22 protein-coding genes are annotated in these 25,089 nt (G+C 64.7%); 7 read left to right on the top strand and 15 right to left on the bottom strand.

The genetic code is table 11. The features are described from left to right. The first annotated feature begins 89 nt into the window (after positions 1–89). On the top strand, positions 90–737 hold the full coding sequence (gene msrA, locus LLJ08_RS02140; protein WP_101275254.1) for a peptide-methionine (S)-S-oxide reductase MsrA: 648 nt from the start codon (positions 90–92) through the stop codon (positions 735–737). A 412-nt stretch (positions 738–1,149) separates the two neighbouring features. On the opposite strand, the gene LLJ08_RS02135 is transcribed toward msrA, so the two are convergent. From LLJ08_RS02135 to bioB, 9 genes are all read right to left on the bottom strand, one after another. Further along, positions 1,150–2,928 (bottom strand): acyl-CoA dehydrogenase C-terminal domain-containing protein, encoded by a 1,779-nt coding sequence (locus LLJ08_RS02135; RefSeq protein WP_228208092.1) that lies wholly within the window; start codon positions 2,926–2,928, stop codon positions 1,150–1,152. A 139-nt stretch (positions 2,929–3,067) separates the two neighbouring features. Continuing rightward, positions 3,068–4,357, bottom strand: coding sequence for a GGDEF domain-containing protein (locus tag LLJ08_RS02130; RefSeq protein WP_045666831.1), 1,290 nt, complete (start codon positions 4,355–4,357; stop codon positions 3,068–3,070). Between the two features lie 161 nt (positions 4,358–4,518). After that, on the bottom strand, positions 4,519–6,324 hold the full coding sequence (locus tag LLJ08_RS02125; RefSeq protein WP_023445082.1) for a phenylacyl-CoA dehydrogenase: 1,806 nt from the start codon (positions 6,322–6,324) through the stop codon (positions 4,519–4,521). Between the two features lie 376 nt (positions 6,325–6,700). Then, positions 6,701–6,949, bottom strand: a complete 249-nt coding sequence (locus LLJ08_RS02120; RefSeq protein WP_045666830.1) for a hypothetical protein — start codon at positions 6,947–6,949, stop codon at positions 6,701–6,703. A gap of 87 nt (positions 6,950–7,036) precedes the next feature. Then, positions 7,037–7,723: a dethiobiotin synthase gene (gene bioD, locus LLJ08_RS02115; protein ID WP_228208091.1), complete on the bottom strand. Its 687-nt coding sequence runs from the start codon at positions 7,721–7,723 to the stop codon at positions 7,037–7,039. Further along, the gene (gene bioC / locus LLJ08_RS02110; protein WP_003282602.1) at positions 7,723–8,538 is read right to left on the bottom strand and encodes a malonyl-ACP O-methyltransferase BioC; all 816 of its coding nucleotides are present in this window, start codon (positions 8,536–8,538) and stop codon (positions 7,723–7,725) included. Before bioC ends, bioD begins: the two co-directional genes overlap by 1 nt. Then, on the bottom strand, positions 8,531–9,256 hold the full coding sequence (locus LLJ08_RS02105) for an alpha/beta fold hydrolase (protein ID WP_228208090.1): 726 nt from the start codon (positions 9,254–9,256) through the stop codon (positions 8,531–8,533). Before LLJ08_RS02105 ends, bioC begins: the two co-directional genes overlap by 8 nt. Next, positions 9,249–10,427, bottom strand: a complete 1,179-nt coding sequence (gene bioF, locus LLJ08_RS02100) for an 8-amino-7-oxononanoate synthase (RefSeq protein WP_228208089.1) — start codon at positions 10,425–10,427, stop codon at positions 9,249–9,251. Before bioF ends, LLJ08_RS02105 begins: the two co-directional genes overlap by 8 nt. Positions 10,428–10,544: 117 nt before the next feature. Next, positions 10,545–11,600 (bottom strand): biotin synthase BioB, encoded by a 1,056-nt coding sequence (gene bioB / locus LLJ08_RS02095; RefSeq protein WP_179485541.1) that lies wholly within the window; start codon positions 11,598–11,600, stop codon positions 10,545–10,547. Positions 11,601–11,693: 93 nt separating this feature from the next. On the opposite strand from bioB, the gene LLJ08_RS02090 reads away from it, so the two are divergent. Together LLJ08_RS02090 and LLJ08_RS02085 are read left to right on the top strand one after the other, a co-directional pair. Continuing rightward, the gene (locus LLJ08_RS02090) at positions 11,694–12,395 is read left to right on the top strand and encodes a ComF family protein (RefSeq protein ID WP_228208088.1); all 702 of its coding nucleotides are present in this window, start codon (positions 11,694–11,696) and stop codon (positions 12,393–12,395) included. A gap of 71 nt (positions 12,396–12,466) precedes the next feature. Further along, positions 12,467–13,441: a serine/threonine protein kinase gene (locus LLJ08_RS02085; RefSeq protein ID WP_228208087.1), complete on the top strand. Its 975-nt coding sequence runs from the start codon at positions 12,467–12,469 to the stop codon at positions 13,439–13,441. Positions 13,442–13,532: 91 nt separating this feature from the next. On the opposite strand, the gene LLJ08_RS02080 is transcribed toward LLJ08_RS02085, so the two are convergent. Beyond that, the gene (locus LLJ08_RS02080) at positions 13,533–14,372 is read right to left on the bottom strand and encodes a 23S rRNA (adenine(2030)-N(6))-methyltransferase RlmJ (RefSeq protein ID WP_228208086.1); all 840 of its coding nucleotides are present in this window, start codon (positions 14,370–14,372) and stop codon (positions 13,533–13,535) included. Positions 14,373–14,507: 135 nt separating this feature from the next. Between LLJ08_RS02080 and LLJ08_RS02075 the strand changes: the two genes are divergently transcribed. Both LLJ08_RS02075 and LLJ08_RS02070 read left to right on the top strand, forming a co-directional pair. After that, complete coding sequence (locus tag LLJ08_RS02075) at positions 14,508–15,551, top strand: NAD(P)H-dependent flavin oxidoreductase (protein ID WP_228208085.1); 1,044 nt, start codon at positions 14,508–14,510, stop codon at positions 15,549–15,551. Between the two features lie 82 nt (positions 15,552–15,633). Then, a complete protein-coding gene (locus LLJ08_RS02070) occupies positions 15,634–16,167 on the top strand; it encodes a sterol desaturase family protein (RefSeq protein ID WP_058064932.1) in 534 nt (177 codons plus the stop codon). Here the strand turns inward: LLJ08_RS02070 and LLJ08_RS02065 are convergent. The 5 genes from LLJ08_RS02065 to fni are packed head-to-tail and all read right to left on the bottom strand — an operon-like array spanning position 16,127 to position 22,057. Next, the gene (locus tag LLJ08_RS02065; protein ID WP_228208084.1) at positions 16,127–17,053 is read right to left on the bottom strand and encodes a phytoene/squalene synthase family protein; all 927 of its coding nucleotides are present in this window, start codon (positions 17,051–17,053) and stop codon (positions 16,127–16,129) included. The two genes, LLJ08_RS02070 and LLJ08_RS02065, sit on opposite strands and share 41 nt — an antisense overlap. After that, positions 17,050–18,555, bottom strand: a complete 1,506-nt coding sequence (locus LLJ08_RS02060) for a phytoene desaturase (RefSeq protein ID WP_228208083.1) — start codon at positions 18,553–18,555, stop codon at positions 17,050–17,052. Before LLJ08_RS02060 ends, LLJ08_RS02065 begins: the two co-directional genes overlap by 4 nt. Then, the gene (gene crtY, locus LLJ08_RS02055; protein ID WP_228208082.1) at positions 18,552–19,721 is read right to left on the bottom strand and encodes a lycopene beta-cyclase CrtY; all 1,170 of its coding nucleotides are present in this window, start codon (positions 19,719–19,721) and stop codon (positions 18,552–18,554) included. Before crtY ends, LLJ08_RS02060 begins: the two co-directional genes overlap by 4 nt. Next, positions 19,711–20,997 carry a glycosyltransferase gene (locus LLJ08_RS02050; RefSeq protein WP_228208081.1) on the bottom strand — a complete coding sequence of 429 codons (1,287 nt, stop codon included), beginning with the start codon at positions 20,995–20,997 and terminating at the stop codon, positions 19,711–19,713. The genes crtY and LLJ08_RS02050 overlap by 11 nt, the downstream gene beginning before the upstream one ends. Positions 20,998–21,016: 19 nt before the next feature. Then, a complete protein-coding gene (gene fni / locus LLJ08_RS02045) occupies positions 21,017–22,057 on the bottom strand; it encodes a type 2 isopentenyl-diphosphate Delta-isomerase (protein WP_228208080.1) in 1,041 nt (346 codons plus the stop codon). 158 nt (positions 22,058–22,215) lie between these two features. Between fni and LLJ08_RS02040 the strand changes: the two genes are divergently transcribed. Continuing rightward, the gene (locus LLJ08_RS02040; protein ID WP_228208079.1) at positions 22,216–23,106 is read left to right on the top strand and encodes a polyprenyl synthetase family protein; all 891 of its coding nucleotides are present in this window, start codon (positions 22,216–22,218) and stop codon (positions 23,104–23,106) included. A gap of 102 nt (positions 23,107–23,208) precedes the next feature. After that, positions 23,209–25,011 carry an acyl-CoA dehydrogenase gene (locus LLJ08_RS02035; protein ID WP_228208078.1) on the top strand — a complete coding sequence of 601 codons (1,803 nt, stop codon included), beginning with the start codon at positions 23,209–23,211 and terminating at the stop codon, positions 25,009–25,011. Positions 25,012–25,089 lie beyond the last annotated feature (78 nt).

Genomic DNA, 25,089 nt, shown 5'->3' with positions numbered 1-25,089 from the left:
TCTGCGACGCGTGGTAGCCGTGGCGCTTTCACTGGCTCCCGGGCTTTTGTAGCCTAGCTCGTCAGCCACCTTCCCCGCCCGAGGCTCGCATGTCGCTACGCTCGCAGATTCTGATCAACAAACAGGCACTGCCCACCGCCGAGCAGGCCTTGCCCGGCCGCTCGACACCCATACCGGTCCCCCCCGCCCACTACGTCAACGGCAACCCGCTGCAGCCACCCTTTCCAGCAGGGCTTTGCCAGGCGGTGTTTGGCATGGGCTGCTTCTGGGGAGCGGAACGCCGGTTCTGGGAGCAGCCGGGAGTGTGGACAACGGCTGTCGGCTATGCCGGAGGCCTGACCCCGAACCCGACGTACGATGAAGTCTGTTCTGGGCTTACCGGGCATACGGAGGCGGTACTGGTGGTCTTCGATCCTCAGCAGATCGACTACGGCACGCTGCTACGCGTTTTTTGGGAGGCACACAACCCGACCCAGGGGATGCGGCAGGGTAACGATGTCGGCAGCCAGTACCGTTCGGCGATCTACTGCATGGATGCACAGCAGCGCCGCGAGGCAGAGGCAAGCCGTGAACGTTTCCAGCGGCAACTAAGCGCAGCGGGCTTTCCGGCCATCACCACCGAGGTAGACGATGCACCGCCGTTCTACTACGCAGAGGCCTATCACCAGCAGTATCTGGCAAAGAATCCTGGGGGATACTGCGGGCTTGGTGGGACCGGTGTGTGCCTGCCGAATTGATGCCGGGCAGTCGGGCTAAGCCTAAGCGGTCGCAAGGCCGCCTGAATGGCTGACTGCTGGCATAAGAACTAAGCAGAAAAGAAAAACCCCGCCGAAGCGGGGCTCTGCAGACTGAATCCTGACATCCATGATCGCGCGCCATCCTGGCGCCGCTCCCTGTGTGGTCCGTTTTATTGAATTGCGCTTTCCATGCGCCACGTCCTTAAGCAGTAGATTACCGTCAGACCTTGTGAGCCTGTAGTAGCCATTGTGCATCACGCCTTGTAAGCCTTTTCCTACATTGCGTCATCCTTGATGCAGTGTTGTAAGTCCAGGCTTACATGGTGCGGTTTTTATGACCTGAAGGCCGGCTTAATCGTTCCGCGTCATGGCCAAATAATTTCATATTGCCTTTAGATTAAGCCGCGGCTTCTCAGAATTGAGCAGCGTCGAGCAGGTACAGCGACTCGCTTCCGGCCTTGACCGAAGCGCTCAGCGAATGAATTCGCGGCAACAGGCGAGCAAAGTAGAAACGCGCGGTTCCCAGCTTGCTCTGGTAGAAGTCGCCTTCATCCTGTTTGGCGAATGCCGCCGCCGCCATGCGTGCCCACATGTACGCATAAGCGGTGTAGCCGAACACGTGCAGGTACTCCACCGAGGCGGCGCCGATTTCGTTCGGATTCAACTTGGCCTGGTCGATGACCCAGGCAGTCAGCTCATCCAGATTGTCCATGGCAGCGTTGAGGGGCTCGGCGAACTCCGCCAGCTCCGGACCGGCATCAGCGATGAATGCGCGAATTTCATCGACGAAGGCCTGATACATGGTGCCACCACTGCCGACGATCTTGCGCCCAACCAGGTCCAGCGCTTGAATGCCGTTGGTGCCCTCGTAGATCTGAGTAATGCGGCAGTCACGCACCAGCTGCTCCTGGCCCCACTCGCGGATGAAGCCATGGCCGCCGAAAATCTGCTGGCCATGTACCGTGGTTTCCAGCCCCATGTCAGTGAGGAAAGCCTTGGCCACCGGTGTCAGCAGCGCCACCTGCGCCTCGGCTCGCAGTCGCGCCTCGTCGTCGTCACTGAACTTGGCGATATCGAGCTGCAGCGCGACATAACTGGAGAACGCGCGACCACCCTCGTTCAACGCCTTCATGGTCAGCAGCATGCGGCGCACATCCGGATGCACGATGATCGGATCGGCTGCCTTGTCCTGCGCAATCGGTCCGGTCGGTGCGCGGCTCTGGATACGCTCGCGGGCATACTCGATGGCGCTCTGATAGGAGCGCTCGCCAGTCGACAGGCCCTGAATACCGACGCCCAGACGCTCGTAGTTCATCATGGTGAACATCGCTGCGAGGCCCTTGTTCGGCTCGCCGACCATCCAGCCGATGGCACCGTCGAAGTTCATCACGCAGGTGGCCGACGCCTGGATACCCATCTTGTGCTCGATCGAACCACAGGACAGCGAGTTGCGCTCACCCAGGGTGCCGTCGTCGTTGACCATGACCTTCGGCACCAGGAACAACGAGATGCCGCGGGAGCCAGCTGGCGCATCCGGCAGCTTGGCCAGCACCAGGTGGATGATATTCTCGGTCAGGTCGTGCTCACCGCCAGTGATGAAGATTTTGGTACCGCTGACCTTGTAGGAACCATCGGCCTGAGGCTCGGCCTTGGTGCGGATGATGCCCAGGTCGGTACCGGCATGAGGTTCGGTCAGACACATGGAGCCGGACCAGACACCGGCATACATGTTCGGCAGGTACTTCTGCTTGAGCTCCTCGCTGGCGTGGGCGTAGATCGACAGGCAGGCGCCGGACGTCAGCATCGGATAGAGGCCGAAGGCCAGGCTGGCGGAGTTCATCATCTCCTCAACCTGAGCCGAGATGACCTTGGGCATACCCATCCCGCCGAACGCCGGATCGCCACCGACACCGACCCAGCCGCCTTCGGCGTATAGCTGATAAGCCTCCCGGTAGCCGGCGGGCGTAGAAACCGCCCCGGCGTCCCAGCGGCAGCCTTCTTCGTCACCGCTGCGGTTGAGCGGCGCGATGCTATTGGCGGTGATCTTGCCAGCTTCCTCGAGAATTGCATCGGCCGTCTCGGCATCGACCACTTCGGCCAGCGCTGGCAGCGACTGCCACAGTTTCGGCGCGTCGAAGACTTCATTCAGGACAAAACGCATGTCGCGCAGCGGCGCTTGGTAGTCAGCCATGGCAAGGTTCCTCGCAAGACACTGGGTTGCGACCACTATGGGCCGTTTCCAGCGAGTCTAACCGAATAACCAGGACAGGATTAAGCGTCTTTTTATGACCAGATAGTTTCCATCGGTCACTCTCAATACCAATGCAACCCTAACGCGAATGCTCGGCCATGCGCACCGCGCCGCGGCCACTGCCATGCACTCGCAAACAGTTCCTTCCTGCTTTTTTTGCACTGTACAGCGCTTGGTCGGCGGCCTTGATCACTTCTTCCGGACTGCGCTGCTCGCCTTGTCGCTCCGCCACTCCGATGCTGATGGTCACCGAGACCTGGTTCGCCGACGCCGCTCCCCGGGCCATACGGCCGCGACGATCATCCTTCGGCCGATTGTCTGCGTCACGCAGCTGCAGGGCATAAGCCTCCACCGACTGGCGTACCGCCTCGAGGTGCGGCAGGCACTCCTCGATACTGTGCCCAGGAAATACCAGAGTGAATTCCTCACCGCCATAACGATAGGCGCGCCCACCGCCGCCGATCTTGCGCAGCCGGCTGGCAACCATCTTCAGCACCTGATCACCGACGTCGTGACCATAGGTATCGTTGAAGCGCTTGAAGTGGTCCACATCAGCCATCGCCAGCACGTACTGCCGCCCCAGGCGCTGCAGTCGCTCATTCAGAGCGCGACGCCCAGGCAAGCCGGTCAGCTCGTCACGAAAGGCCATGAGATAAGCCTCATGAGCGATTGCCGTCACCAGCATCAGCAGCACATGGCTGCTCAGAATATTGAGGGCGGCATAGCGGCTGAAGGTCTGCGGCAGCATCAGCAGAATGCCGAGCAGCGCGATGATCTGCGCCGCATGGGAAGGTCGCGGCTGGCGAAGGTACTGGACGGTCAGCAACACCAACGCCACGAGGAACACCGGATACGCCAGCTGGATGAGCGGTAGCCAGTCGGCCTTGAGCGCGGGCCAGCGAATCACCACCAGCCAGGCATGTAACGCTTCCGGAAACCGCTTTGCCAGCGCCACGGCGACGACGCCGACGGCAAACAGCACGGCGGCACGGGCCAGGCCGTCCTGCGCCAGGTGACTGCGCTCTCGCCACACGCCATACAGGCCGTAAAGCAGCGGCAGCAGCAAGCTGCAGAGATGAAAGGTCAGTGCAGCATCGTCCAGCAGAGTGCCATGCGCCCGGTAGTGATCGGCGTGGATATCGAGGAGGAAATAGGCAAGATAGACGCAGAGCAGCAGAAACAGCTCGCGGATGCGGCCGTACATCATGCAAAGCGCACCGCCGAGCAACAGCAGTACGGTCGGCAGGACGTTATAGAGCGACGTGAAGAACTCGTTCAGCGAAACCTGACGCGCGATGACCTCTCCGCCGAGCAACAGGGCCAATGGCGCGAAAAAATGGCTGAAGCGAGGCGGGACGGTACGCGACACGGCAACTCCGGCATGCTGCCGAGAAAAGCTAGCATTTTGCCTTCTTGCTCCCAGTTGTGCAGCCGAAATACCGGCGAAGATGCGGCAAAAGCAGTACAACGTCTGGATCGGGCACAAAAAAGCCGCTGCAAAGCAGCGGCTTATCTTTACAACCTCAACCATCAGTAACCGAGAGCGAAGTCTTCCTCAGCCATCTGCATCAGGTTGTCGGCACCGGACAGCATGGCGTCGACATGCATGCGGGTACGCGGCAGGATGCGCTGGAAGTAGAACCGCGCGGTCTGCAGCTTGGCCTTGTAGAACGCCTCCTCGGAGGTGCCCTCAGCCAGTTTCTCGGCAGCAACCCGAGCCATGTCAGCCCAGAAATAGGCGAGACAGGCGTAGCCGGAATACATGCAGTAGTCGACCGACGCCGCACCGACCATTTCACGATCCTTCATGGCCGCCATGCCGATCTTCATGGTCAGCTCGCCCCACTCCTTGTTCAGCTGATTCAGGGGGGTAACGAACTCCTTGATGGCTTCGTTGCCTTCCTGGTTCTGGCAGAACTTGTGCACGATCTTGGTGAAGGACTTCAGCGCCTCGCCCTGGGTCATCAGCACCTTGCGGCCCAACAGATCCAGCGCCTGGATACCGGTGGTGCCCTCGTACAGCATGGAGATACGCGCGTCACGCACGTTCTGCTCCATGCCCCACTCGGCGATGAAGCCGTGACCACCGTAGATCTGCACGCCGTGGTTGGCCGCTTCGAAGCCTACTTCGGTCATGAACGCCTTGGCGATCGGCGTGAGGAAGGCCAGCAGCGTGTCGGCCTGCTTCTTCTGCTCTTCATCCTGGCTGTTCTTGACGATGTCGACCTGCTTGGCGGTGAAGTAGACCATCGCGCGGTTGCCCTCGGCGAACGCCTTCATGGTCAACAGCATGCGACGCACGTCCGGATGCACGATGATCGGGTCGGCTGGCTTTTCCGGTGCCTTGGGGCCGCTCAGCGCACGCATCTGCAGGCGCTCACGAGCGTACTTGATGCCGCCCTGGAAACCGATCTCAGCATGTGCCAGACCCTGCAGCGCGGTACCCAGACGTGCGGTGTTCATAAAGGTGAACATCGCGTTCAGGCCCTTGTTCGGCGGACCGATCAGAAAACCGGTGGCGCCGTCGAAGTTCATGACGCAGGTCGCGTTGCCGTGGATGCCCATCTTGTGTTCAAGCGATCCGCAGTTCACACCGTTGCGCTCGCCCTTCTCGCCTTCGGCGTTGGGCAGGAACTTGGGCACGATGAACAGGGAGATGCCCTTGGTGCCAGCCGGAGCATCGGGCAGGCGAGCCAGAACGATATGGACGATGTTCTCGGCCATGTCGTGTTCACCGGAGGAGATGAAGATCTTGGTGCCGTTCAGCTTGTAGCTGCCGTCGGCCTGGGGCTCCGCCTTGGTGCGCAACATGCCCAAATCGGTACCGCAGTGCGGCTCGGTCAGGCACATGGTGCCGGTCCACTGGCCGGACACAAGCTTGCTCAGATAGGTGTGCTTCTGATCGTCGGTACCGTGGGTAGCGATGGTGTTCATGCAGCCATGAGACAGGCCGGGGTACATGCCCCAGGACCAGTTGGCCTGACCGATCATTTCGCTGATCGCCAGACCGAGGGACTCGGGCAGACCCTGACCGCCGTGGTCGACGTCATGGGCCAGGCTCGGCCAGCCGCCTGCCACGTACTGCTCGTAAGCTTCCTTGAAACCGGTCGGCGTCTTCACGCCCGACTCGCTCCAGGTGCAGCCTTCGATGTCGCCGACGCGATTCAGCGGAGCGAGGACCTGCTCACAGAACTTCGCGCCCTCATCGAGAATCGCGTTGACCATGTCCGGGGTGGCGTCTTCACATCCCGGAAGGCTCTGATAGTGCGCTTCGTAGCCGAGCAGCTCGTCACGTACGAAACGGATATCGCGCAAGGGGGCCTTGTAGTCGGGCATAGCGTAAACCTCAGCGGTGAGTTCTTGTAACAAGCTGACCGGGCGACCCAGCCATCTGAATTCGATTTCGACCGTCGGACTACCAGCCCGAAGGGTCAAACAGGCGTTTGAAACATACGTTTCGACCTGAGCGATGTCAAGCGCGGAACAGGGCACCACTTTATCGGCTGAATCAGCCAACTTCAGGTCGAGCGAAGGCCACGCCTGGCGAAATTCGGGAACAGGAAATCTGATGTTGCAAAGACGCAGCAAGCCCGGCGCCTGCCGAGCTGACTGGCGGGAACGAAGATGCAGGAAGGAGAAAAGCGAAGCTGGCCGAGCGCATGAATGACGACTCGAGTCAGCAAGGAGAATCGATGAGCGCCGGAGTACGCGATCAGGCCTGGGTATCGATCAGCGTGCCGAGGACTTCGTCAGCGCTCTGGATCATACGGGCACCTGCCTTGGCACTGTGCTCACCGACCTTCAACTGGATTAGCTGCTCGGTGATTTCGGTGACCGCCTGGGAGTTGCCCAGCACTGGCGCGTTGGCGGAGGCGATGGACGAAGCGGCCTGCTCGACGCGCAGCTGACCGCCCTGGTAGGCACTGAGGCCCGCGCCCAGAAGGTTATTGGTGATTTGCATGGTGACTCCACGCGCTATCAGGTTGCCAGCATTCAAGCAGATGCCGACACGTACCGCAAGGCGCGAGTCGCCGCAATGCGCGTCCGCTCACACCGGCTGCAACGCGGGCAACGTCAGGTAGCGCGCGACCTGACGCGCCGTTGGCGCAGCGAGGCGAGGCACCTGGCCAAGGCAGGGTGCCGGTAGCAGCTCAGCGAGCGTGGCGAGGTTGTCATCCAGCCGCGACGTGGCAGGGTCGATGATATTCGCCACCCAGCCAGCCAGCGCCAGCCCGTCGCGGGCGATCGTTTCAGCACTGAGCAGCGCATGGTTGATACAACCCAAGCGCACCCCTACTACGAGAATGACCGGTAAACCCAGCGCCGCGGGCAATGCCGACAGATGCTCACGCGCATTCAGCGGGACTCGCCAGCCTCCCGCGCCCTCGACCAGAGTGACGCCGGCCTGCCGGGCCATTACCGGTTGCACGGCCTCGATCAGACGAGCGGCGGTCAGTTCGACACCCGCTTCGCGGGCGGCTATATGCGGGGCAATGGCCGGCTCGAACGCGAACGGGTTGACCGTCGCATAGTCCAGCGCAAGGCTGCATTCGGCCAGCAGGGCCAGCGCATCGCTGTTACGTAAACCCTGCTCGGTCCTTTCGCAGCCTGAGGCGACCGGCTTCACCGCCGCGGTGGACAACCCCGCCAGGCGCGCTGCATGCAGCAGGCCCGCGGCGATAGTGGTCTTGCCAACATCGGTATCGGTGCCGGCAATGAAGAAAGCGCGATGCATCATGGCTCCTTGTGCAGAATGCCGTAGATCACCTGGTAGGTCGCCGGGAGCCCTTCGGGCTGGCGGAAATCTTCGTAGGCCTCGACCAGCGCGCGGATGCGTGAGCGCCCGGTCAACCCGTCCGGGCGACCCGGGTTCAGGTTGTGCGCACCCAGCGCCTTGAGCTCATGGGTCAGCTGGCGCAAATCGGGGAAATGCAGCACTTCCGGGCGCACTTCGAGACTCACCAATCCCAGACCGCAGTCCCTACACAGCGCCTGGTAGGCCTCCAGCGAGCGGAAGCGATTGACGTGAGCGAAGCCGTCCACCACCAGCCAGCTGTCCCGCAGCTCCTGCAGGGTACCGCTGCACAGACTGGTGAAGGCGAGGATGCCGCCCGGACGTAACACCCGCCGCGCTTCGCTCAGCACGACTGCGAAATCCTCGCACCACTGCAGCGCCAGGCTCGAATAGATCAGATCGACGCTGCCATCACGCAGCGGCAGCCGCTCGGCATCACCGGTGACGAAATGCCGTGCGCCTCCCTGCGGCCGCGCGTGGCGCAGCATGCCCTCGGCAATATCCAGTGCCAGGCCATCGGCCTCCGGAAAGGCCGCGGCCAGGGCGCGGGAAAAGTAGCCGGTGCCACTGCCAAGATCGAGCCAGCAGCTGGGTTGCCGAGTTGAAGGCAGTCGGGCCAGCAATTGATTACCGACTTTCCGCTGCAGCGCGGCGACGCTGTCGTAGCTGGCAGCAGCACGGGAAAACGATGCTGCGACCTGGCGCTTGTCAGGTAACTGCGCCGGTGGACGCTCGCTGAGCGATGCTTCAGTCATCTTCGCCCTCACCCATGAACGCCAGCATGGCCGTCGCCACGTCGTCGGCGCGCTCCAGCGGCAAGCCGTGGCTGGCATTGGCCAGCACATCGACCTCTACATCCGGTAGGCTGGCCAGCAGCGCCTCCGCGGCAGCCCCAGGGACCAGCGCATCGCTGCCCGCGAACAGGTGTAGCTGCGGTCCAACGTAACGCTGCAGCGACTCGCGTCCATCCAGATCGGCAAGCAGGCGCAAACCGGCGGCCGCGACGGCCACAGGCTGGTCGAGCAGACTGACCTGCAACTGCCGGGCAAGCGTGCGCGGATCGTACGCGCCGCGGCTGCAGAGCAAACTGAAGCGCTTGAGCGTGTCCTCCGGTCCCATCTGGAATGCCGCATCGAAGGCATCGAAGACTTCGGCAGGCATGGCCGTCGGCCAATCGTCGCGGCTGCGGAAGCAGGGGTTGCTACAGATGGTGATCAGGCCAGGGCAGTTGTCGCCACGGCGTGCTGCCAGCTGCGTGGCCAGCATTCCGCCCAGGGACCAGCCCGCTATCCAGCTGTCGACGGGCAACCGCGCATCCAGCTCGTCGAGCCAGGCATCTGGTCGCTCCAGCGCCGGCAGCGGGACAATTTCGACCTGCAGCCGCGGCTCACGATCACGCAACAGCTCGGCCAGGGGCTCCAGGGCAGCCGGGCCGAACGCCCAACCCGGCAGAAGAATCAGTCGATCACGCATCCTCGTTCTCCTTGGGCAATAGGGCCCAGCACTCGGCCAGCGCCTCCAACAGGCGCTCGAGCTGCGCATCGCTGTGGCTCGCGGTGAAGGTGATCCGCAGTCGCGCGCTGCCGGCCGGAACGGTCGGTGGGCGAATGGCGCCGACCAGGATGCCGCGTTCGCGTAGCAATGCCGACAGCCTTAACGCCCGTTCGCTGCTGCCCACCAGCACCGGCTGGATCGGCGTCGGGCTGTCCATCAGCGTCAGTCCGATCTGCTGCGCGCACTCGCGGAAACGCGCGACCAATCGGTTCAGATGCTCTCGGCGCCAGCCTTCGCTGCTCAGCAGCTCCAGGCTTTTGAGTGTGGCACAGGCCACCGCCGGCGGCTGGCTGGTGGTGTAGATGTAGGGCCGGGCGAACTGGATCAGCGTTTCGATCAGCTCCTCGCTGCCGGCGACAAAGGCACCCGCGGTGCCGAACGCCTTGCCGAGGGTGCCGACCAGCACCGGGACGTCGTCCATGCCCAGACCGAAGTGCTCGACGATGCCGCCGCCCGTCGCGCCCAGCGGACCGAAGCCATGGGCATCGTCGACCATCACCCAGGCGCCACGCTGCTTGGCCGTGGCGCAGATCGCCGGCAGGTCGGCGAGATCGCCGTCCATGCTGAATACGCCATCGGTCACCACCAGGGTATTGCCGCTGGCCTTCTCCAGGCGCTTGCCGAGGCTCTCGGCGTCGTTGTGCAGGTAGCGCGAGAAACGCGCGCCCGAGAGCAGACCGGCATCGAGCAGGGAAGCGTGATTGAGGCGATCCTCCAGCACCGTATCGCCCTGCCCGACCAGCGCCGTCACCGCAGCCAGATTCGCCATATAACCGGTGGAAAACAGCAGCGCCCGCGGTCGGCCGGTGAATTCGGCAAGGGCTTCCTCGAGCTGGTGATGCGGCGTGCTGTGGCCGATCACCAGATGCGAGGCGCCGCCGCCCACGCCCCACTTCGCAGCGCCCTGCTGCATGGCGTCAATCACCTCGGGATGATTGGCGAGGCCCAGATAGTCGTTGGAACAGAACGCCAGCAGGCGGTCGCCATCGACCATCACCTCCGGCTGCTGCGGCGCTTCCAGCAGCGGACGTTGACGATAGAGATGGGCCGCGCGGCGCTCGGCGAGACGGGCGGAGAGATCGAAGCTCATGGGTGCACCGAGAGGAGGTGGATGACCACGCGCGGGTCATCCAGCCTGCAAATGGGTTGGCCAGGCCAGCGGCGGATGCGTGCAACCGATGCCGCACTCATCCACCGGACCCGATCATCAGACCGCGGCGTTGTAGAACAGCTTGCTGTCGCGCTGCTCGATCAGCGCCTGCTCGATGGCCGCCTGGTGTACTTCGTCGGCATGCTCGTGGCGCTCTTCCGGCTTGATGCCCAGACGCGCGAACAGCTGCATGTCCTTGTCCGCCTGCGGGTTGGCGGTGGTCAGCAGCTTCTCGCCGTAGAAGATCGAGTTGGCGCCAGCGAAGAAGGCCAGGGCCTGCATCTGCTCGTTCATCGCCTCACGACCGGCGGACAGGCGCACATGGGATTTCGGCATCATGATCCGCGCCACGGCGAGCATGCGGATGAAGTCGAACGGATCGACGTCCTGTTCCTCGGCCAGCGGCGTGCCCTTGACCTTGACCAGCATGTTGATCGGCACAGATTCCGGGTGCTCAGGCAGGTTGGCCAGCTGGATCAGCAGGCCGGCGCGATCGTCCAGCGACTCGCCCATGCCGAGAATGCCGCCGGAGCAGATCTTCATCCCCGCCTCGCGCACGTAGCTCAGCGTCTCCAGACGCTCGCCGTAGGTGCGGGTAGTAATGATGTTGCCGTAGTACTCCGGCGAGGTGTCGAGGTTGTGGTTGTAGTAGTCCAGCCCCGCCGCCGCCAGCGCCTTGGTCTGCTCCTGATCGAGTTTGCCGAGGGTCATGCAGGTTTCCAGGCCCATGGCCTTGACCCCTTCGACCATCTTCAGCACGTAGGGCATGTCCTTGGCCGACGGGTGCTTCCAGGCGGCGCCCATGCAGAAACGTGTCGAGCCGATGGCCTTGGCTTCGGCCGCAGCCTCCAGCACCTTCTGCACCTCCATCAGCTTCTCTTTATCGAGGCCGGTGTTGTAGTGCCCGGATTGCGGGCAGTACTTGCAGTCTTCCGGGCAGGCGCCGGTCTTGATCGACAGCAGCGTGGACACCTGCACGCGGTTGGCGTCGAAGTGCTGGCGGTGCACGGTCTGCGCCTGAAACAGCAGATCGTTGAAGGGTTGCTCGAAGAGCGCCTTGACCTCGGCGAGGGTCCAATCGTGACGCGTAATGGAGGCGGAGGTGGCGCTCATGGGCATTCCTTGTAATTAATAGCGGCGCGGCGGCCTGGCACGGATGCGGAATGTTTAGCCAAGCTCGATACGCTGTCAACCAGGAAAGGAATCATGGTTTACAACTGGTCAATTAATATACAGCACTGCCTGCTGTGCGATGAACCTTGCGGCGGTCACCCACTGTGCGGCCCTTGCGAAGCTGAACTGCCCTGGCTCGAGGGCCGGTGTGCAACCTGTGCCGTGCCACTGCCGACACGCGGGCTGATCTGCGGCGAGTGCCAGAAAAGGCCGCCAAGCTATGACCACGTCGAGGTGCCCTGGCGCTTCGCCTTTCCCGTGGATGCACTGATCACCCGCTTCAAGCACCAGGCGCGCTGGCCATTCGGCCGCCTGCTTGGCGAGCGCCTGGCGCTGCATCTGCAGCACGCCTTTACCGAGGGACTGCCGCAGCCTGATCTTCTGGTCCCGGTACCGCTGGCACGTCGACGCCTGCGCCAGCGCGGCTTCAATCAGGCGCAGATGCTCGCGCGGTGGCTGGGCGGAGCGCTGAAACTGCCGGTCGCACATCTGCTGGAACGCGTCGTCGATACGCCACCGCAGCAGCAACTGGACGCCGCCACGCGACGACGCAATCTGCGCCAGGCGTTTTGCCTGGCGCCGGGTACCGACATCAAGGGCCGCCATCTGGCGCTGATCGACGACGTGCTGACCACCGGCGCGACCGCCGAGGCGCTGGCGCGACTGCTCAAGCGTGCGGGTGCGGTGCGAGTGGACGTCTACTGCCTGGCACGCACGCCCAAGCCAGGCGACTGATAGCAGCGGACGCGCGGTTGTTTAAAAGCCCCGGTGCAATACACTGATCGGTCTATTCTGCGGAGCCGGTCATGTCTCATCCCTTCGATACACTCACGCCGGACCTGGTCCTCGACGCCGTGGAAAGCATCGGTTATCTCAGTGATGCCCGCGTGCTGGCGCTCAACAGCTACGAGAACCGCGTCTATCAGGTGGGCATCGAAGACGAAACACCACTGATCGCCAAGTTCTATCGCCCCGGCCGCTGGAGTAACGAGGCGATTCTCGAGGAGCACCAGTTCAGCCTGGAGCTGGCTGAGCACGAGGTGCCGGTGGTGGCGCCGCTGCAGCGTAACGGCACGACGCTCTTCGAGCATGCCGGTTTCCGCTTCGCGCTCTTTCCACGCCGCGGTGGTCGCGCGCCGGAGCCGGGCAATCTCGACCAGCTCTATCGCCTCGGCCAGCTGCTGGGACGCATGCATGCGATAGGTGCAAACCGGCCGTTCGAGCATCGCGAAACCCTGGGCGTACAGAATTTCGGCCACGACTCGCTGAACAGCTTGCTGGACGGTGACTTCGTGCCCAAAAGCCTGCTGCCTGCCTACGAGTCGGTGGCGCGCGACCTGCTCAAGCGGGTCGAAGACGTCTTCGCCAGCACCAACTTCACCCCGATCCGCCTGCATGGCGATTGTCACCCGGGCAACATCCTCGCCCGCGACGACGCCTTTCATCTGGTCGATCTCGACGATTGCCGCATGGGCCCTTCTGTCCAGGACCTGTGGATGATGCTCGCCGGCGAACGCCACGAGCGGCTCGGCCAGCTGGCCGAACTGGTGGACGGCTACAACGAATTCCACGATTTCGCCCCCCGCGAGCTGCCGCTGATCGAGGCACTGCGCGCGTTGCGGCTGATGCACTACAGCGCCTGGCTTGCCCGCCGCTGGAACGATCCGGCCTTTCCGATGAGCTTTCCCTGGTTTGGTAGCGAGCGTTACTGGGGCGACCAGGTGCTGATCCTGCGCGAGCAGATATCGGCGCTGCAGGAAGAGCCGCTCAGGTTGTTCTGAGGCAGGGTGCGGCTGCGGCCCCGTGACGGTGGATGTGAAACGCGACATCCACCCTACGGTTGATCACGCAGCGTAGGGTGGATCGCGCTTCTCAAGCCTCCTCGATCAGCCAGTCCAGCCGCCAGCTGCCCTGGCTCTGCGCCAGCTGTTCGGCCAGCCACGGCAACAGCGCACGCAGTTCGTCCTCTAGCCCCCACGGCGGGTTGACGATGGCCAGGCCCGAACCGCTCAGGCGGCTGGCGTCATCGGCCGGGTGGACGAACAGTTCGGCACGCAGCAGTTTCGGTGCGCCGCTGCGCGCGAGGTCCTGATAGAAGCGCTTGAGCTGGCGCTCGTCCTTGATCGGATACCAGATCACGCCGATGGTCTGGCGCATGCGCCCCAGCGCTTCCTTCATTGCCGTGACGCAGCGGCTCAATTCGTCGGCCTGTTCGAACGGCGGATCGATCAGCAGTACCACGCGCTTTTCCTGCGTCGGCATCAACGCCCGCGGCACATGCCAGCCCTCGCCGCGATGCACCGCCACGCGGCGGTCGCCGGCCATGTTGTCCTTGAGCAGCGCGCCATCCTCGGGGTGCTTCTCGTTGAGCTGCAGCCGATCCTGCTCGCGGGTCAGCTGCCGCGCCAGTTCCGGCGAACCCGGGTAATAACGAAGCGCGCCGTCCGGGTTGAGCTGGCGGATCACGCCGAGGTAGTCATCGAGCAACGCCGGGTGCGCCTCCGCCTGCCAGATGCGGGCGATGCCCTGCAGCCACTCGCCAGTACGGCTGGCCTGGTCGCCGGCCAGGTCGTAGAGGCCGACGCCGGCATGGCTGTCGAGGTAGGCGAAGGGCGCCTCCTTGCGCCACAGCAGGGCGAAGATCCGGCTCAGCACCAGGTGTTTGAGCACATCGGCGTGGTTGCCGGCATGGAAGGCGTGGCGGTAGTTCATCTGATCCTCCTCGAGAGCCGCGCAGTTTACCCGTCCGCCTTGCGCCGCGCAGGTCCGGCATGACCAGCGTCGTTTTCCCCGGCCACCGACACGGGCTACAGTGGCGCCCCACGACGACTGAACGGAGCTGACCTCATGGACCTGCGCGATCTCTTCGGTATCGAGCACCCGATCATCCAGGCGCCCATGGCCGGCGCGCAGAATCACCTGCTGGCCGCGGCGGTGTGCGAAGCCGGTGGGCTGGGTTCGATCCCGGCCGGCATGCTCAATGCCGAGGCGCTGGACGCCGAACTGACCGCCATCGAGGCGCTGACCGACCGGCCCTACAACGTCAACTTCTTCTGCCACCAGACGCCGGCTGCCGACCCGACGGCCTTCGACGCCTGGCACCGGATGCTCGCACCCATGTTCGCCGAGTTCGCCATCGACCCGGCGAGCATTCCCACCGGCGCCACCCGCCAACCGTTCGATGCCGCAATGGCCGAGGTGCTGGAGCGGCACAAGCCGGCGCTGGTCAGCTTCCACTTCGGCCTGCCGGCGCCCGATCTGCTGCAACGCGCCCGCGCCACCGGGGCGAAGATCGCCTCCAGCGCGACTACGGTCGCCGAAGGCCTCTGGCTGCAGCAGCACGACGTCGACCTGGTGATTGCCCAGGGCCTGGAAGCCGGCGGCCACCGCGGCATCTTTCTCAGCGAGGACCTGACCACCCAACTCGGCACCTTTGCCCTGCTGCCGCAACTGGTCGCCGCGCTGAACGTGCCGGTGGTCGCCGCCGGCGGCATCGCCGATGCCGGGGGCGTGGCTGCAGCGCAGACCCTCGGCGCGGCTGGTGTGCAACTGGGCACCGCCTACCTGCTGTGCCCGGAGAGCCGCACCAATGCGCTGCATCGCGCCGCGCTGAAGAGCCCGCACGCAGCGCATACCGCGCTGACCACCCTGTTCAGCGGGCGCCCGGCGCGCGGCATCGTCAACCGCATCATGCGTGAGCTGGGTCCGCTGCCCGAAGGCGTGCCACCCTTCCCGCTGGCCGGCAACGCCATCGGCGCGCTGCGTGCCCAGACCGAGAAGCAGGGCCTGGATCACTGCACGCCGCTGTGGGCCGGGCAGAACGTCAGCGGCTGCCGGGAGATCCCGGCCGGCCAGCTGACCCGTGAACTTGCGGCCGGCTGGCGGGCCTGAGTCATTACGCAGTCCGTCGCGGCGAGCCCTGGGCCGCCGTGACGGGGCGTAGAATCGACCGCACGTCACACGGAACGCCGCCATGAGCCCACTGACCAATACGCTCGTCTTCCTGGCCACCCTGGCCGGCATGGAAGTCTTCGCCTGGTGGGCACACAAGTACGTGATGCACGGCTGGGGTTGGGGCTGGCACAAGTCGCACCACGAGCCACGCAGCGGCTGGTTCGAGAAGAACGACCTGTATGCGGTGGTGTTCGCCGGCGTGGCGATTCTGCTGATCGCCATGGGTACCGCCGGTTATCACCCGCTGGAATGGATCGGTGCTGGCATGACGGCCTACGGCTTTCTCTATTTCGTCGCCCACGACGGCCTGGTGCACCACCGCTGGCCGCTGCGCTACGTGCCGCGCAACGGCTACCTCAAACGGCTGTATCAGGCGCATCGCATGCACCATGCGGTCGAGGGCAAGGAGCGCTGCGTGTCCTTCGGCTTTCTCTATGCGCCGCCGCTGCCGGTACTCAAGCGCCAGCTGCGCGAGCTGCATGACGGACCGCTGCGCAAGGCGAGCGTTAGCGCTAGCGAGGACGCCTCCAAAGACCGTCAGGACGCGGCCTGACCTGCATCCGCCGCGAGGCCAGCGCCAGCACACCGCCGCCCAGCAGGAACTGCAGCTTCTGCGCCTTGCTCGTCGACACCCGCGTATCCCAGGCCCCCGCGCCACGCGCTTTCACCTCGACGCCGATCTGCCGGTAGACGCCATGGGCCGTGGCAATCGACCAGGCCGAGCGCAGCGGCAGATCGCGCAGGCCCTGCGACGCCGAGCGATAGTAGGGTTCGGCCAGATCCACCAGTCGCGCTGCCAGCGTGGCCAATGCCGCACGATGCTCAGGTAGCGCGATCTCATCTTCAGGGATGCCCACTTCGGCCAGCCACTCGGCCGGCAGGTAGACACGGCCGATCTGCGCATCCTCGACGATATCGCGGGCAATGTTGGTGAGCTGAAAGGCCAAGCCCAGATCACAGGCGCGATCCAGCGTCGGCTCCGCTGCGGCGCCCATCACCCGCGCCATCATCAGGCCCACCACGCCGGCAACGCGATAGCAATACAGCAGGGTGTCGTCGAGGGTCTGGTAGCGGTAGCCCTGCACATCCATGCGAAAGCCCGCCAGATGCTCCAGCGGATGGGCCTTGGGAATCCGATGACGCTGGATCACCTGCTGGAAGGCGGCGAACGCCGGATCGACCATCGGCTCGCCGGCATAGGCGCGCTCAGTGAGATCGACCAGCTCGGCCAGTCGCGCTTCGCTGGTGGAACGATCGCCCTCGACCTGGCCATGCCCCAGCGTCTGCCCGTCGATCACATCGTCGCAATGACGGCACCAGGCGTAGAGCATCACCGCACTCTGGCGGGTGCGCTCGTCGAACAGCTTCGCCGCCGCGGCGAAGCTCTTGGAGCCGACATTGATCGCCTGGGTCGACTGATCGATTACCCGGTCGTTCATCCGGCCTGCTCCTTCAATAGGAAGTCCTCCAGCATCAACCCGGCTGTAGCTTTGGCCGAACCGACGACGCCCGGCACACCCGCGCCAGGATGGGTTCCGGCCCCGACGATATAGAGGTTAGGGATCACGTCATCGCGGTTGTGCGGGCGGAACCAGGCGCTTTGGGTAAGGATCGGCTCCAGCGAAAAAGCCGAGCCGAGATGAGCATTGAGCTCGTCACGGAAATCGTGCGGTGTGAAGATCCGATGGGTGACCAGATCGCCGCGCAGCCCGGGTATGTAATAGCGTTCGAGGTATTCGAAAATGCGATCGCGGTATTTCGGCCCCTCCACCGCCCAGTCGATATCCGCCGTGCCCAGGTGCGGTACCGGGGCGAGCACGTAATGACTGGCGCAGCCTTCCGGCGCCAGCGAGGGATCGGTTACGCAGGGCGCATGCAAGTAGAGGGAGAAATCATCGGCCAGGGTCTCACGCTTGAAAATCTCGTCGATCAGCTCGCGGTAGCGCGGCCCGAAGCACACCGTGTGATGCTGCAGGTGCTCGTGGCGGCGCTTGAGGCCGAAATGGATGACGAACAGCGACATCGAGAAACGCTTGCCGGATAGCCGTTTGGCCTCGTCGCGACCGCGCGCCTCATGCCCGAGCAGCTGCTTGTAGGTGTTGACCACATCGCCGTTGGAAGCCACTGCATCGGTATCGAAGCGCCGACCGTCACCCGTGATCACTGCCTTCGCCCGCCCTTCGGCCAACTCGATACGCGCCACCTCGGCGTTCAGCTCCAGCTTGCCGCCGAGGTCTTCGAACAGCTTGACCATGCCCTGCACCAGCGCACCGGTGCCGCCGCGCGGGAACCAGACACCGCCCTGGCGCTCCAGCGCATGAATCAGCGCGTAGATCGATGAAGTTTCGAACGGATTGCCGCCGACCAGCAGCGAGTGAAAGGACAGCGCCTGCCGCAGCCGGTCGTTCTCCACGAACTTGGCCACCATGCTGTACACGTTGCGCCAGGCCTGCAGCTTGGCCAGCTGCGGAGCGACGCCAATCATGCTGCGGAACGACAGGAAGGGCACGGTGCCGAGTTTGACGTAGCCCTCTTCATACACCGCGCGCGAATAGGCGAGAAAGCGCTGATAACCGGCGACGTCTTTCGGATTAAGGGCGTGGATCTGCCGATCCAGCTGGGCCTGGTCGTTGACGTAATCGAAGCTGTAACCGTCCTCCCAGCACAGTCGGTAGAAAGGACTGACCGGCAGCAGCTCGACGTAATCGGCCATGCGCTTGCCGGCGCCGCTGAAGAGTTCTTCCAGCGCTGGCGGATCGGTGATCACCGTCGGCCCGGCGTCGAAGGTGAAACCCTGGTCGTGATAGACGTAGGCGCGGCCACCCGGCTTGTCGCGCTTCTCCAGCAGCGTGGTCTGGATGCCGGCGCGCTGCAGGCGGATGGCCAACGCCAGCCCGCCGAAGCCGGCGCCGATCACCACCGCTCGTTTAGCTTGGTTCATCGGTAATCCTTGCGATGCAGATCATGGGCGGCAAGTGCGCGCAGCGCCTCGCCGAGCGGAACAGGAGGCTTGCCCGAGACGATGCGCAAGCGGTCGCGGGTGGTCAGCTTGGCCGCATAGAAACGCTGGATCAGCGGTTCGCGCAGGCGATAGAAACGTTGCATCACCGCCCAGCGGCGATCCGCCGGACCGGCCAAGAACAGCATGCGATTGAGCAGTCGGAAGAAGCCGCGCTGGCGCCACTGCGCCAGCGAGTAGTCGCGGATCGCCTCGAACAGGCCGGCGGCATCCCAGCGATCCAGCGCGATCAGGTGATCGGCCAGACGTACCGCATCGGGCAGCGAGTAGCCGGTGGTGGGATGGAACAACGCCGCGGACAGCCCGGTCTGCGGCACGCCGCGCGCCTCCTCCCAGAACGCCGGCAGATCACCGGAAAGCACGATGGGCAGCACGCCCTGCTCCTCGCGCAGCACCTCGCGGATCGCCCAGCCGCGGCCCTCGGCGTAGCGCTGGATATTGGCGCGTAGTGTCTCCGGCGCTACCGCGTCGCCGTCGGCGTAGTAGGTGTCTTCGATCAGCAGGCTGTCCGCACTTAGCGGCAGCACGTAGACGAAGCGATAGCCGTCGTGCTGGGCGACACTGGCATCCATGATGATCGGCTCCTGCAAGCCGTGCGGCTGCTGCAGGCGCAGTTCCTGGCCGAGAAACTTCTGAAAGCCGAGGGCCAGCTGATCGGTCCGGCGCACGCCGCGTCCATCGATCACGGCGCCGGCCTGCAGGATGTCCCCCGAGGCCAGACGCACCCTTTGTGGCTCCACGCTTGCTACGGTGGTGCGCAAACGCACGCCATCGCTCAGTTCGGGCATCAGGTACTGGTGAAAGCGCTCCGAGAAGATGCTCGCGTAACCGCTGCCCAGCCGGCGCTGCAGGTCGGGAAAGATCACTTCATAGCCGGGCCAGCGCTTGCTCACCATGGGCTCCAGCCAACGGTGCTGAGCCGGCGTCAGATCGTGCTGGTGAAACGACCAGGTGTGATTGCCGCCCAGGGTGTCGCCCTGCTCGACGAGCAGCAGGCGCAGATCAGGCCGCTGCTGACGCAGGCGCAGGGCCAAAAGGCCGTTGGCCAGCCCGCCGCCAACCAGGATCAGGTCCGCATCAAGCGCCACTCGCCACCTCCAGCCGTTGCCCATCTGTCCCGAGCGCAGCCTCGATCAGCTCGGCGGCACGAACGACGCCGCCAGCCTGCCGCACTTCTGCGCCCAGCTGTGCCGCCCGCCGGCGAAACTCGCCTTCGCTCAACAACCGCTGCAATGCGTGACCGATCCGCGCCGGGCTCGCCAGTTGCGGCTGCAGGCGCAGGCCGACGCCGGCATGTTCGATACGCGCCGCGACACCCGGCTGATCGAAGGCAATCGGCAGCGCCAGCATCGGCACACCGGCCTCAAGCGCATCGAGCACGGTATTCAGCCCGGCGTGGGTGATGACCGCCGCAGCCCTGGCCAATGCCGCCCGCTGGGGTGCGAAGTCGGTGACCCAATACGCCCCCTCATCCTGCAGCCGCGCCGCTTGCGCGGCATTCAACCCGCCGCAATGGGCGATCAACAGCTGTACGCCGAGCGGCTTGCAGGCGCTGGCGATATTGCGCAGCAAGGTATAGCGATGTCCCTGCAGGGTGCCCAGCGAGGCGAAGACAAACGGCCGCGCCGGATCGATTGGCAGGTTCAGCTCGGCTTCGTTTTCCAGCGGACGACGCAACGGCCCGACAGCATGAAAATTCGCCGGGAGCTGGCGGCGCGGAAAGTCGAAACCTGGCACCGTCTGGCTGACCTGCAGCAGCGGCGACAGGCACTCGCTCAAGGTCGAGCGCGGCGCCAGGCCTAACGCCTGACAGTAGTGCTGGATCACCTCGGCGTGGGGGCGCATCAGGCGGTCGTAGACACGACTGCTGTGCAGGTTGAGCTGCTCGCCCCAGTCGGTCGCCCGGTAGCGCCAGGGCATCACCGGCAAGGGCACCAGCGGCTCGCGATTGAACGGCAGGGCGCAGGCAATGGAAACGAACGGCAGGCCAAGATGCTCGGCTACCAGCGCGCCCGCTGGCTCCATCTGATCGGCCAGCACGGCGTCGACCTTCAGCGAACGCAGCATGCCCGGCGCCTCGCGACAGAACAATGCAGTGCTCGCCGCCATGTCGGCGATGACCCGCCGAATGCCGAACGGTCCCGGTTGCGCGGCGCGGCGGACCACCGCAGCCAGGCTGCCCGGCGGATGGGACTCGGCGCCGATGGCGGCGAATCCGGCCGAGGGCAACGTCAACAGCTCGGCGACATCGGCCTGCTGGACGAAAGTCACTCGGTGACCTCGCTGCGTCAGCGCCCAGGCGACTGCTTCGAACGCGCGCAGGTGGCTGAGAAAGGGCGGCGCGATTGCCGCGAAATGAGTCATCTGGCGGCTCTGCCCGGCATCAGGCAGTGGGCACTTGCAGCAGCCGCGCCTGCCGCAGCTCCGCGAGGCCGGCCGAACCTGTACAGAAGCAGGCGATCCGCAGCTGCTCGATCAGCACTTCGAAGTGCTTGACCACCGCCTCACTGCTCAGCATCGCGGCTTGCAGCACGCCCGCTGCCTGCCCGACCAGATCGGCGCCCAGGCAGATCGCCTTGGCCGCCTCCACGCCGTCGCGAATGCCTCCGGAGGCGATCAGCGGCGTATCCGGGCAGGCCTTGCGCACGGCCTGCAGCGCCTGCGCCGTGGGGATGCCCCACTCGGCGAAGGCCTGGGCGATCGCGCGCTGGCTGACATCAGTGGCGCGTTCGGCTTCCACCGCGGCCCAGCTGGTGCCGCCGGAGCCCGCGACATCGATGGCGGCAACGCCGGCATCGACCAGCTGCCGCGCCACTGTCGCGGATATGCCGGCACCGACTTCCTTGATCACCACCGGCACCGCCAGGCGGCTGGCCAGCGCTTCGATCGCCCGCAGCACGCCTCGCCAATCACGGTCGCCGCCCGGCTGCACCGCTTCCTGCAGCGGGTTCAGGTGCACGATCAGCGCATCGCCATCGATCATCTCGACCGCACGCCGCGCCTCGTCCACGCCGTAGCCGCGTACCAGCTGGGCGGCTCCGAAATTGGCCAGCAGGAGGATGTCCGGCGCGAGCTGGCGCAACTGGCCCGTCAGGCCCTGATCGCCCGCAGTTTCGAGCGCAACCCGTTGCGACCCCACCGCCATCGCGATACCCAGGTGCTGCGCAGCTTCCGCCAGGTGCGCGTTGATCGCGGCCGAGCGCGCGGCGCCGCCGGTCATCGAGCTGATCAGCAGCGGTGCCCGCAGCTGGCGGCCGAACAGCCGGGTGTGCAGCTCGATCTGGTCCAGGTGCAACTCGGGCAGGGCGCAGTGCTCAAAGCGAAATGCGCCGAAACCGGTACCCGTCGCACCGGCGGCGCGCGCCGGATCGAGAACGATGTCCAGATGATCGTTTTTGCGGCTGACCAACGATTGTTTGCTCATGGAAATCGGCTCCCGGGAAGACTTGTTTGGACGTGACGCCCTGAAAAAAGTGCTATGCGATGGCAACGAGTTGTACAGGTTTTTGTCATAACGTCCAATCGTTGTACAACATTGCACAACCCTGGTGCTCGAACTGGGGCGCCAGCGAGGGCACCGCCATGCAAACGCAGAATTCCACCCTCCCGCTTCCGCAATGCGACAGCCTGCTGCGCCTGCGACGACAGGTCGACGAGCGCCTGGCCAAGCGCCTGCCGCGACCCGAGTCGGAGCTGGACAAGGTCACGCTGGCGTTACGTGAAGGCACCCTCGCTCCCGGCAAACGAATCAGGCCACTGTTGTTGCTGCTGGCGCTGGGAGATCTCGGCGTCGACCCCGATATCGGCCTGGACCCGGCATGTGCGCTGGAGATGATCCACGCCGCCTCGCTGTTTCTCGACGACATGCCATGCATGGACAACGCCAGCCTGCGGCGCGGCCAGCCGACCATTCATCTGCGTTTCGGCGAGGATGTCGCCGTCCTCGCCTCAGTGGCCCTGCTCAGCCATGCCTATGGCATAACCGCCACCGCGCCCAGACTCACGCCCAGGCAGCGCAACGACGCGGTGGCCACGCTGGCGCGAGCGGTCGGTGCGCAGGGCCTGGTGCGTGGGCAATTTCGCGACCTGCATGGCGCACAGGAAGCACAGCAGCTCGATGCGGTGATTGCCACCAATAAGCTGAAAACCGGCTCACTGTTCACCGCCGCATTGGAAGTTGCGGCCCTGCTCGCGGGGGCTGAGCGGACGCGGACACGCCATCTGCAAGGCTTTGCCAACGAACTGGGCCTGGCGTTTCAGCTGCTCGACGATATCGCCGATGGCCTGACGCCCGAACAGACCGGCAAGGACTGCCAGCAGGACCGGGCCAAGGCGACCGTGGTCTCGCTGCTTGGCCAGCAGGCGGCAGAGCAGCAGCTGGCAACCCATCGAGAGGCCGCCCTCAGCCATCTTGATGCCGCCGGCCTGGGCGATGGCGAACTGGCCGCGCTCATGCGCCAGCTGTTCGGCTGAACGGAGCGACCCCGTGTTGACGCTTCATCAGTGCAATGGATGAAGCTAGGCAATGGAAAACCGTGGTCCTTAGACTCGGGCCGATAAAAATGGAGGTTGACCATGACCGAGACCCTGCTCTGCCCGCGTAACCTGGCATTCGAACTCTACGAAGTGCTGGACGCCGAGGCCCTGACCCGCCGCGAGCACTTCGCCGATCACAGCCGCGAAACCTTCGACGCCGCCATCGGCACCGCGCGCACCATCGCCGAGAAATACTTCGCACCGCACAACCGCAAGTCCGACGAGCACGAGCCGCAGTACGTCAACGGCGAAGCGGTGCTGATTCCCGAGGTCAAGCCGGCCGTGGACGCCTTTATCGAGGCGGGCTTTCACAACGCGCAGCGCAGCTTCGACGACGGCGGCATGCAGCTGCCGAACCTGCTGTCGCGGGCCTGCTTCGCGCATTTCCAGTCGGCCAACATCGCCACCAGCTCCTACCCAATGCTGAGCATGGGCGCCTCGCACCTGATCGAGGCCTTCGGCTCCGACGAGCAGAAGCAGCGCTTCCTGCAGCCGATGCTCGAGGGCCGCTTCTTCGGCACCATGGCACTCACCGAGCCGCATGCCGGCTCGTCGCTGTCGGACATCCGCACCCGCGCCGAACCGGCCGGTGACGGCAGCTATCGCCTCAAGGGCAACAAGATCTTCATTTCCGGCGGCGACCACCCGCTGTCGGAAAACATCGTGCACATGGTGCTGGCCAAGCTGCCGGACGCGCCGCCCGGGGTGAAGGGCATCAGCCTGTTCATCGTGCCGAAGTTCCTGGTCAACGACGACGGCTCGCTGGGCGAGCGCAACGACGTACTGCTGGCCGGCCTGTTCCACAAGATGGGTTGGCGCGGCACCACCAGCACGGCACTGAACTTCGGCGACAACGGCAACTGCGTCGGCTATCTGGTAGGCGAGCCGCACAAGGGCCTGGCCTACATGTTCCAGATGATGAACGAGGCGCGCATCGGCGTCGGCATGGGCGCGATCATGCTCGGCTATGCCGGCTACCTCTACTCGCTGAACTACGCCCGCGAGCGTCCGCAAGGCCGCCTGCCGGACGGCAAGGACCCGGCTTCGACACAGGTGCCGATCATCGAGCACACCGACGTCAAACGCATGCTGCTGATGCAGAAGGCCTATGTCGAAGGCGCCTTCGATCTTGGCCTGTACTCGGCACGCCTGGTGGACGACGAACACACTGCCGAGAGCGACGAGGAGCGGCGCAACGCTGGCGAGCTGCTCGACCTGCTGACGCCGATCGTCAAATCCTGGCCGTCGGAGTACTGCCTGAAGGCCAACGAGCTGGCCATCCAGATTCTCGGCGGGCATGGCTACACCCGCGAATACCCGGTGGAACAGTACTACCGCGACAACCGCCTCAATCCGATCCACGAAGGCACCCACGGCATCCAGTCGCTGGACCTGCTCGGCCGCAAGCTGATGCAAAACAAGGGCGCCGGCCTGCGCCAGCTGCTCGGGTTGATCCAGGCCAGCTGCGCACGCGCCGCCGAATACGACTCGCTGACCGCACTGCGCCAGCCGCTGGAGCAGCACATCGCCCGCCTCACCAGCGTGACCCAGGCGCTGCTCGGCGATCTGGCAGCCGGCAAGGTCAACCAGGCGCTGGCCAACTCGGCGCTATACCTGAAGGTGTTCGGCCATGCAGTGATTGGCTGGCGCTGGCTGGAGCAGGCACTGCGTGCCGAGCGCGGGCTGGCCGAAGGCAATCCGGCGGATGCGGACTTCTACCGTGGCAAGCTGCAGGCCGCGCGCTACTTTCTGACCTGGGAAGTGCCGGCTTGCGCGCACGAGCTGGCCATCCTCGACGCACGCGACGAGACCTGCCTGACGATGCAGGACGCCTGGTTCTAGAGCGTGCCGCACATGCTGTAACAGCGCCCCGCTCCTGCGGGGCGTTTTTTTGACAGGCTGTCAAATCATCAGGTTAGA

Source organism: Stutzerimonas chloritidismutans (genome assembly GCF_020783375.1).
In the GTDB taxonomy this organism is placed as follows: domain Bacteria; phylum Pseudomonadota; class Gammaproteobacteria; order Pseudomonadales; family Pseudomonadaceae; genus Stutzerimonas; species Stutzerimonas kunmingensis.
This window is presented reverse-complemented; position numbering and strand designations above follow the sequence as displayed.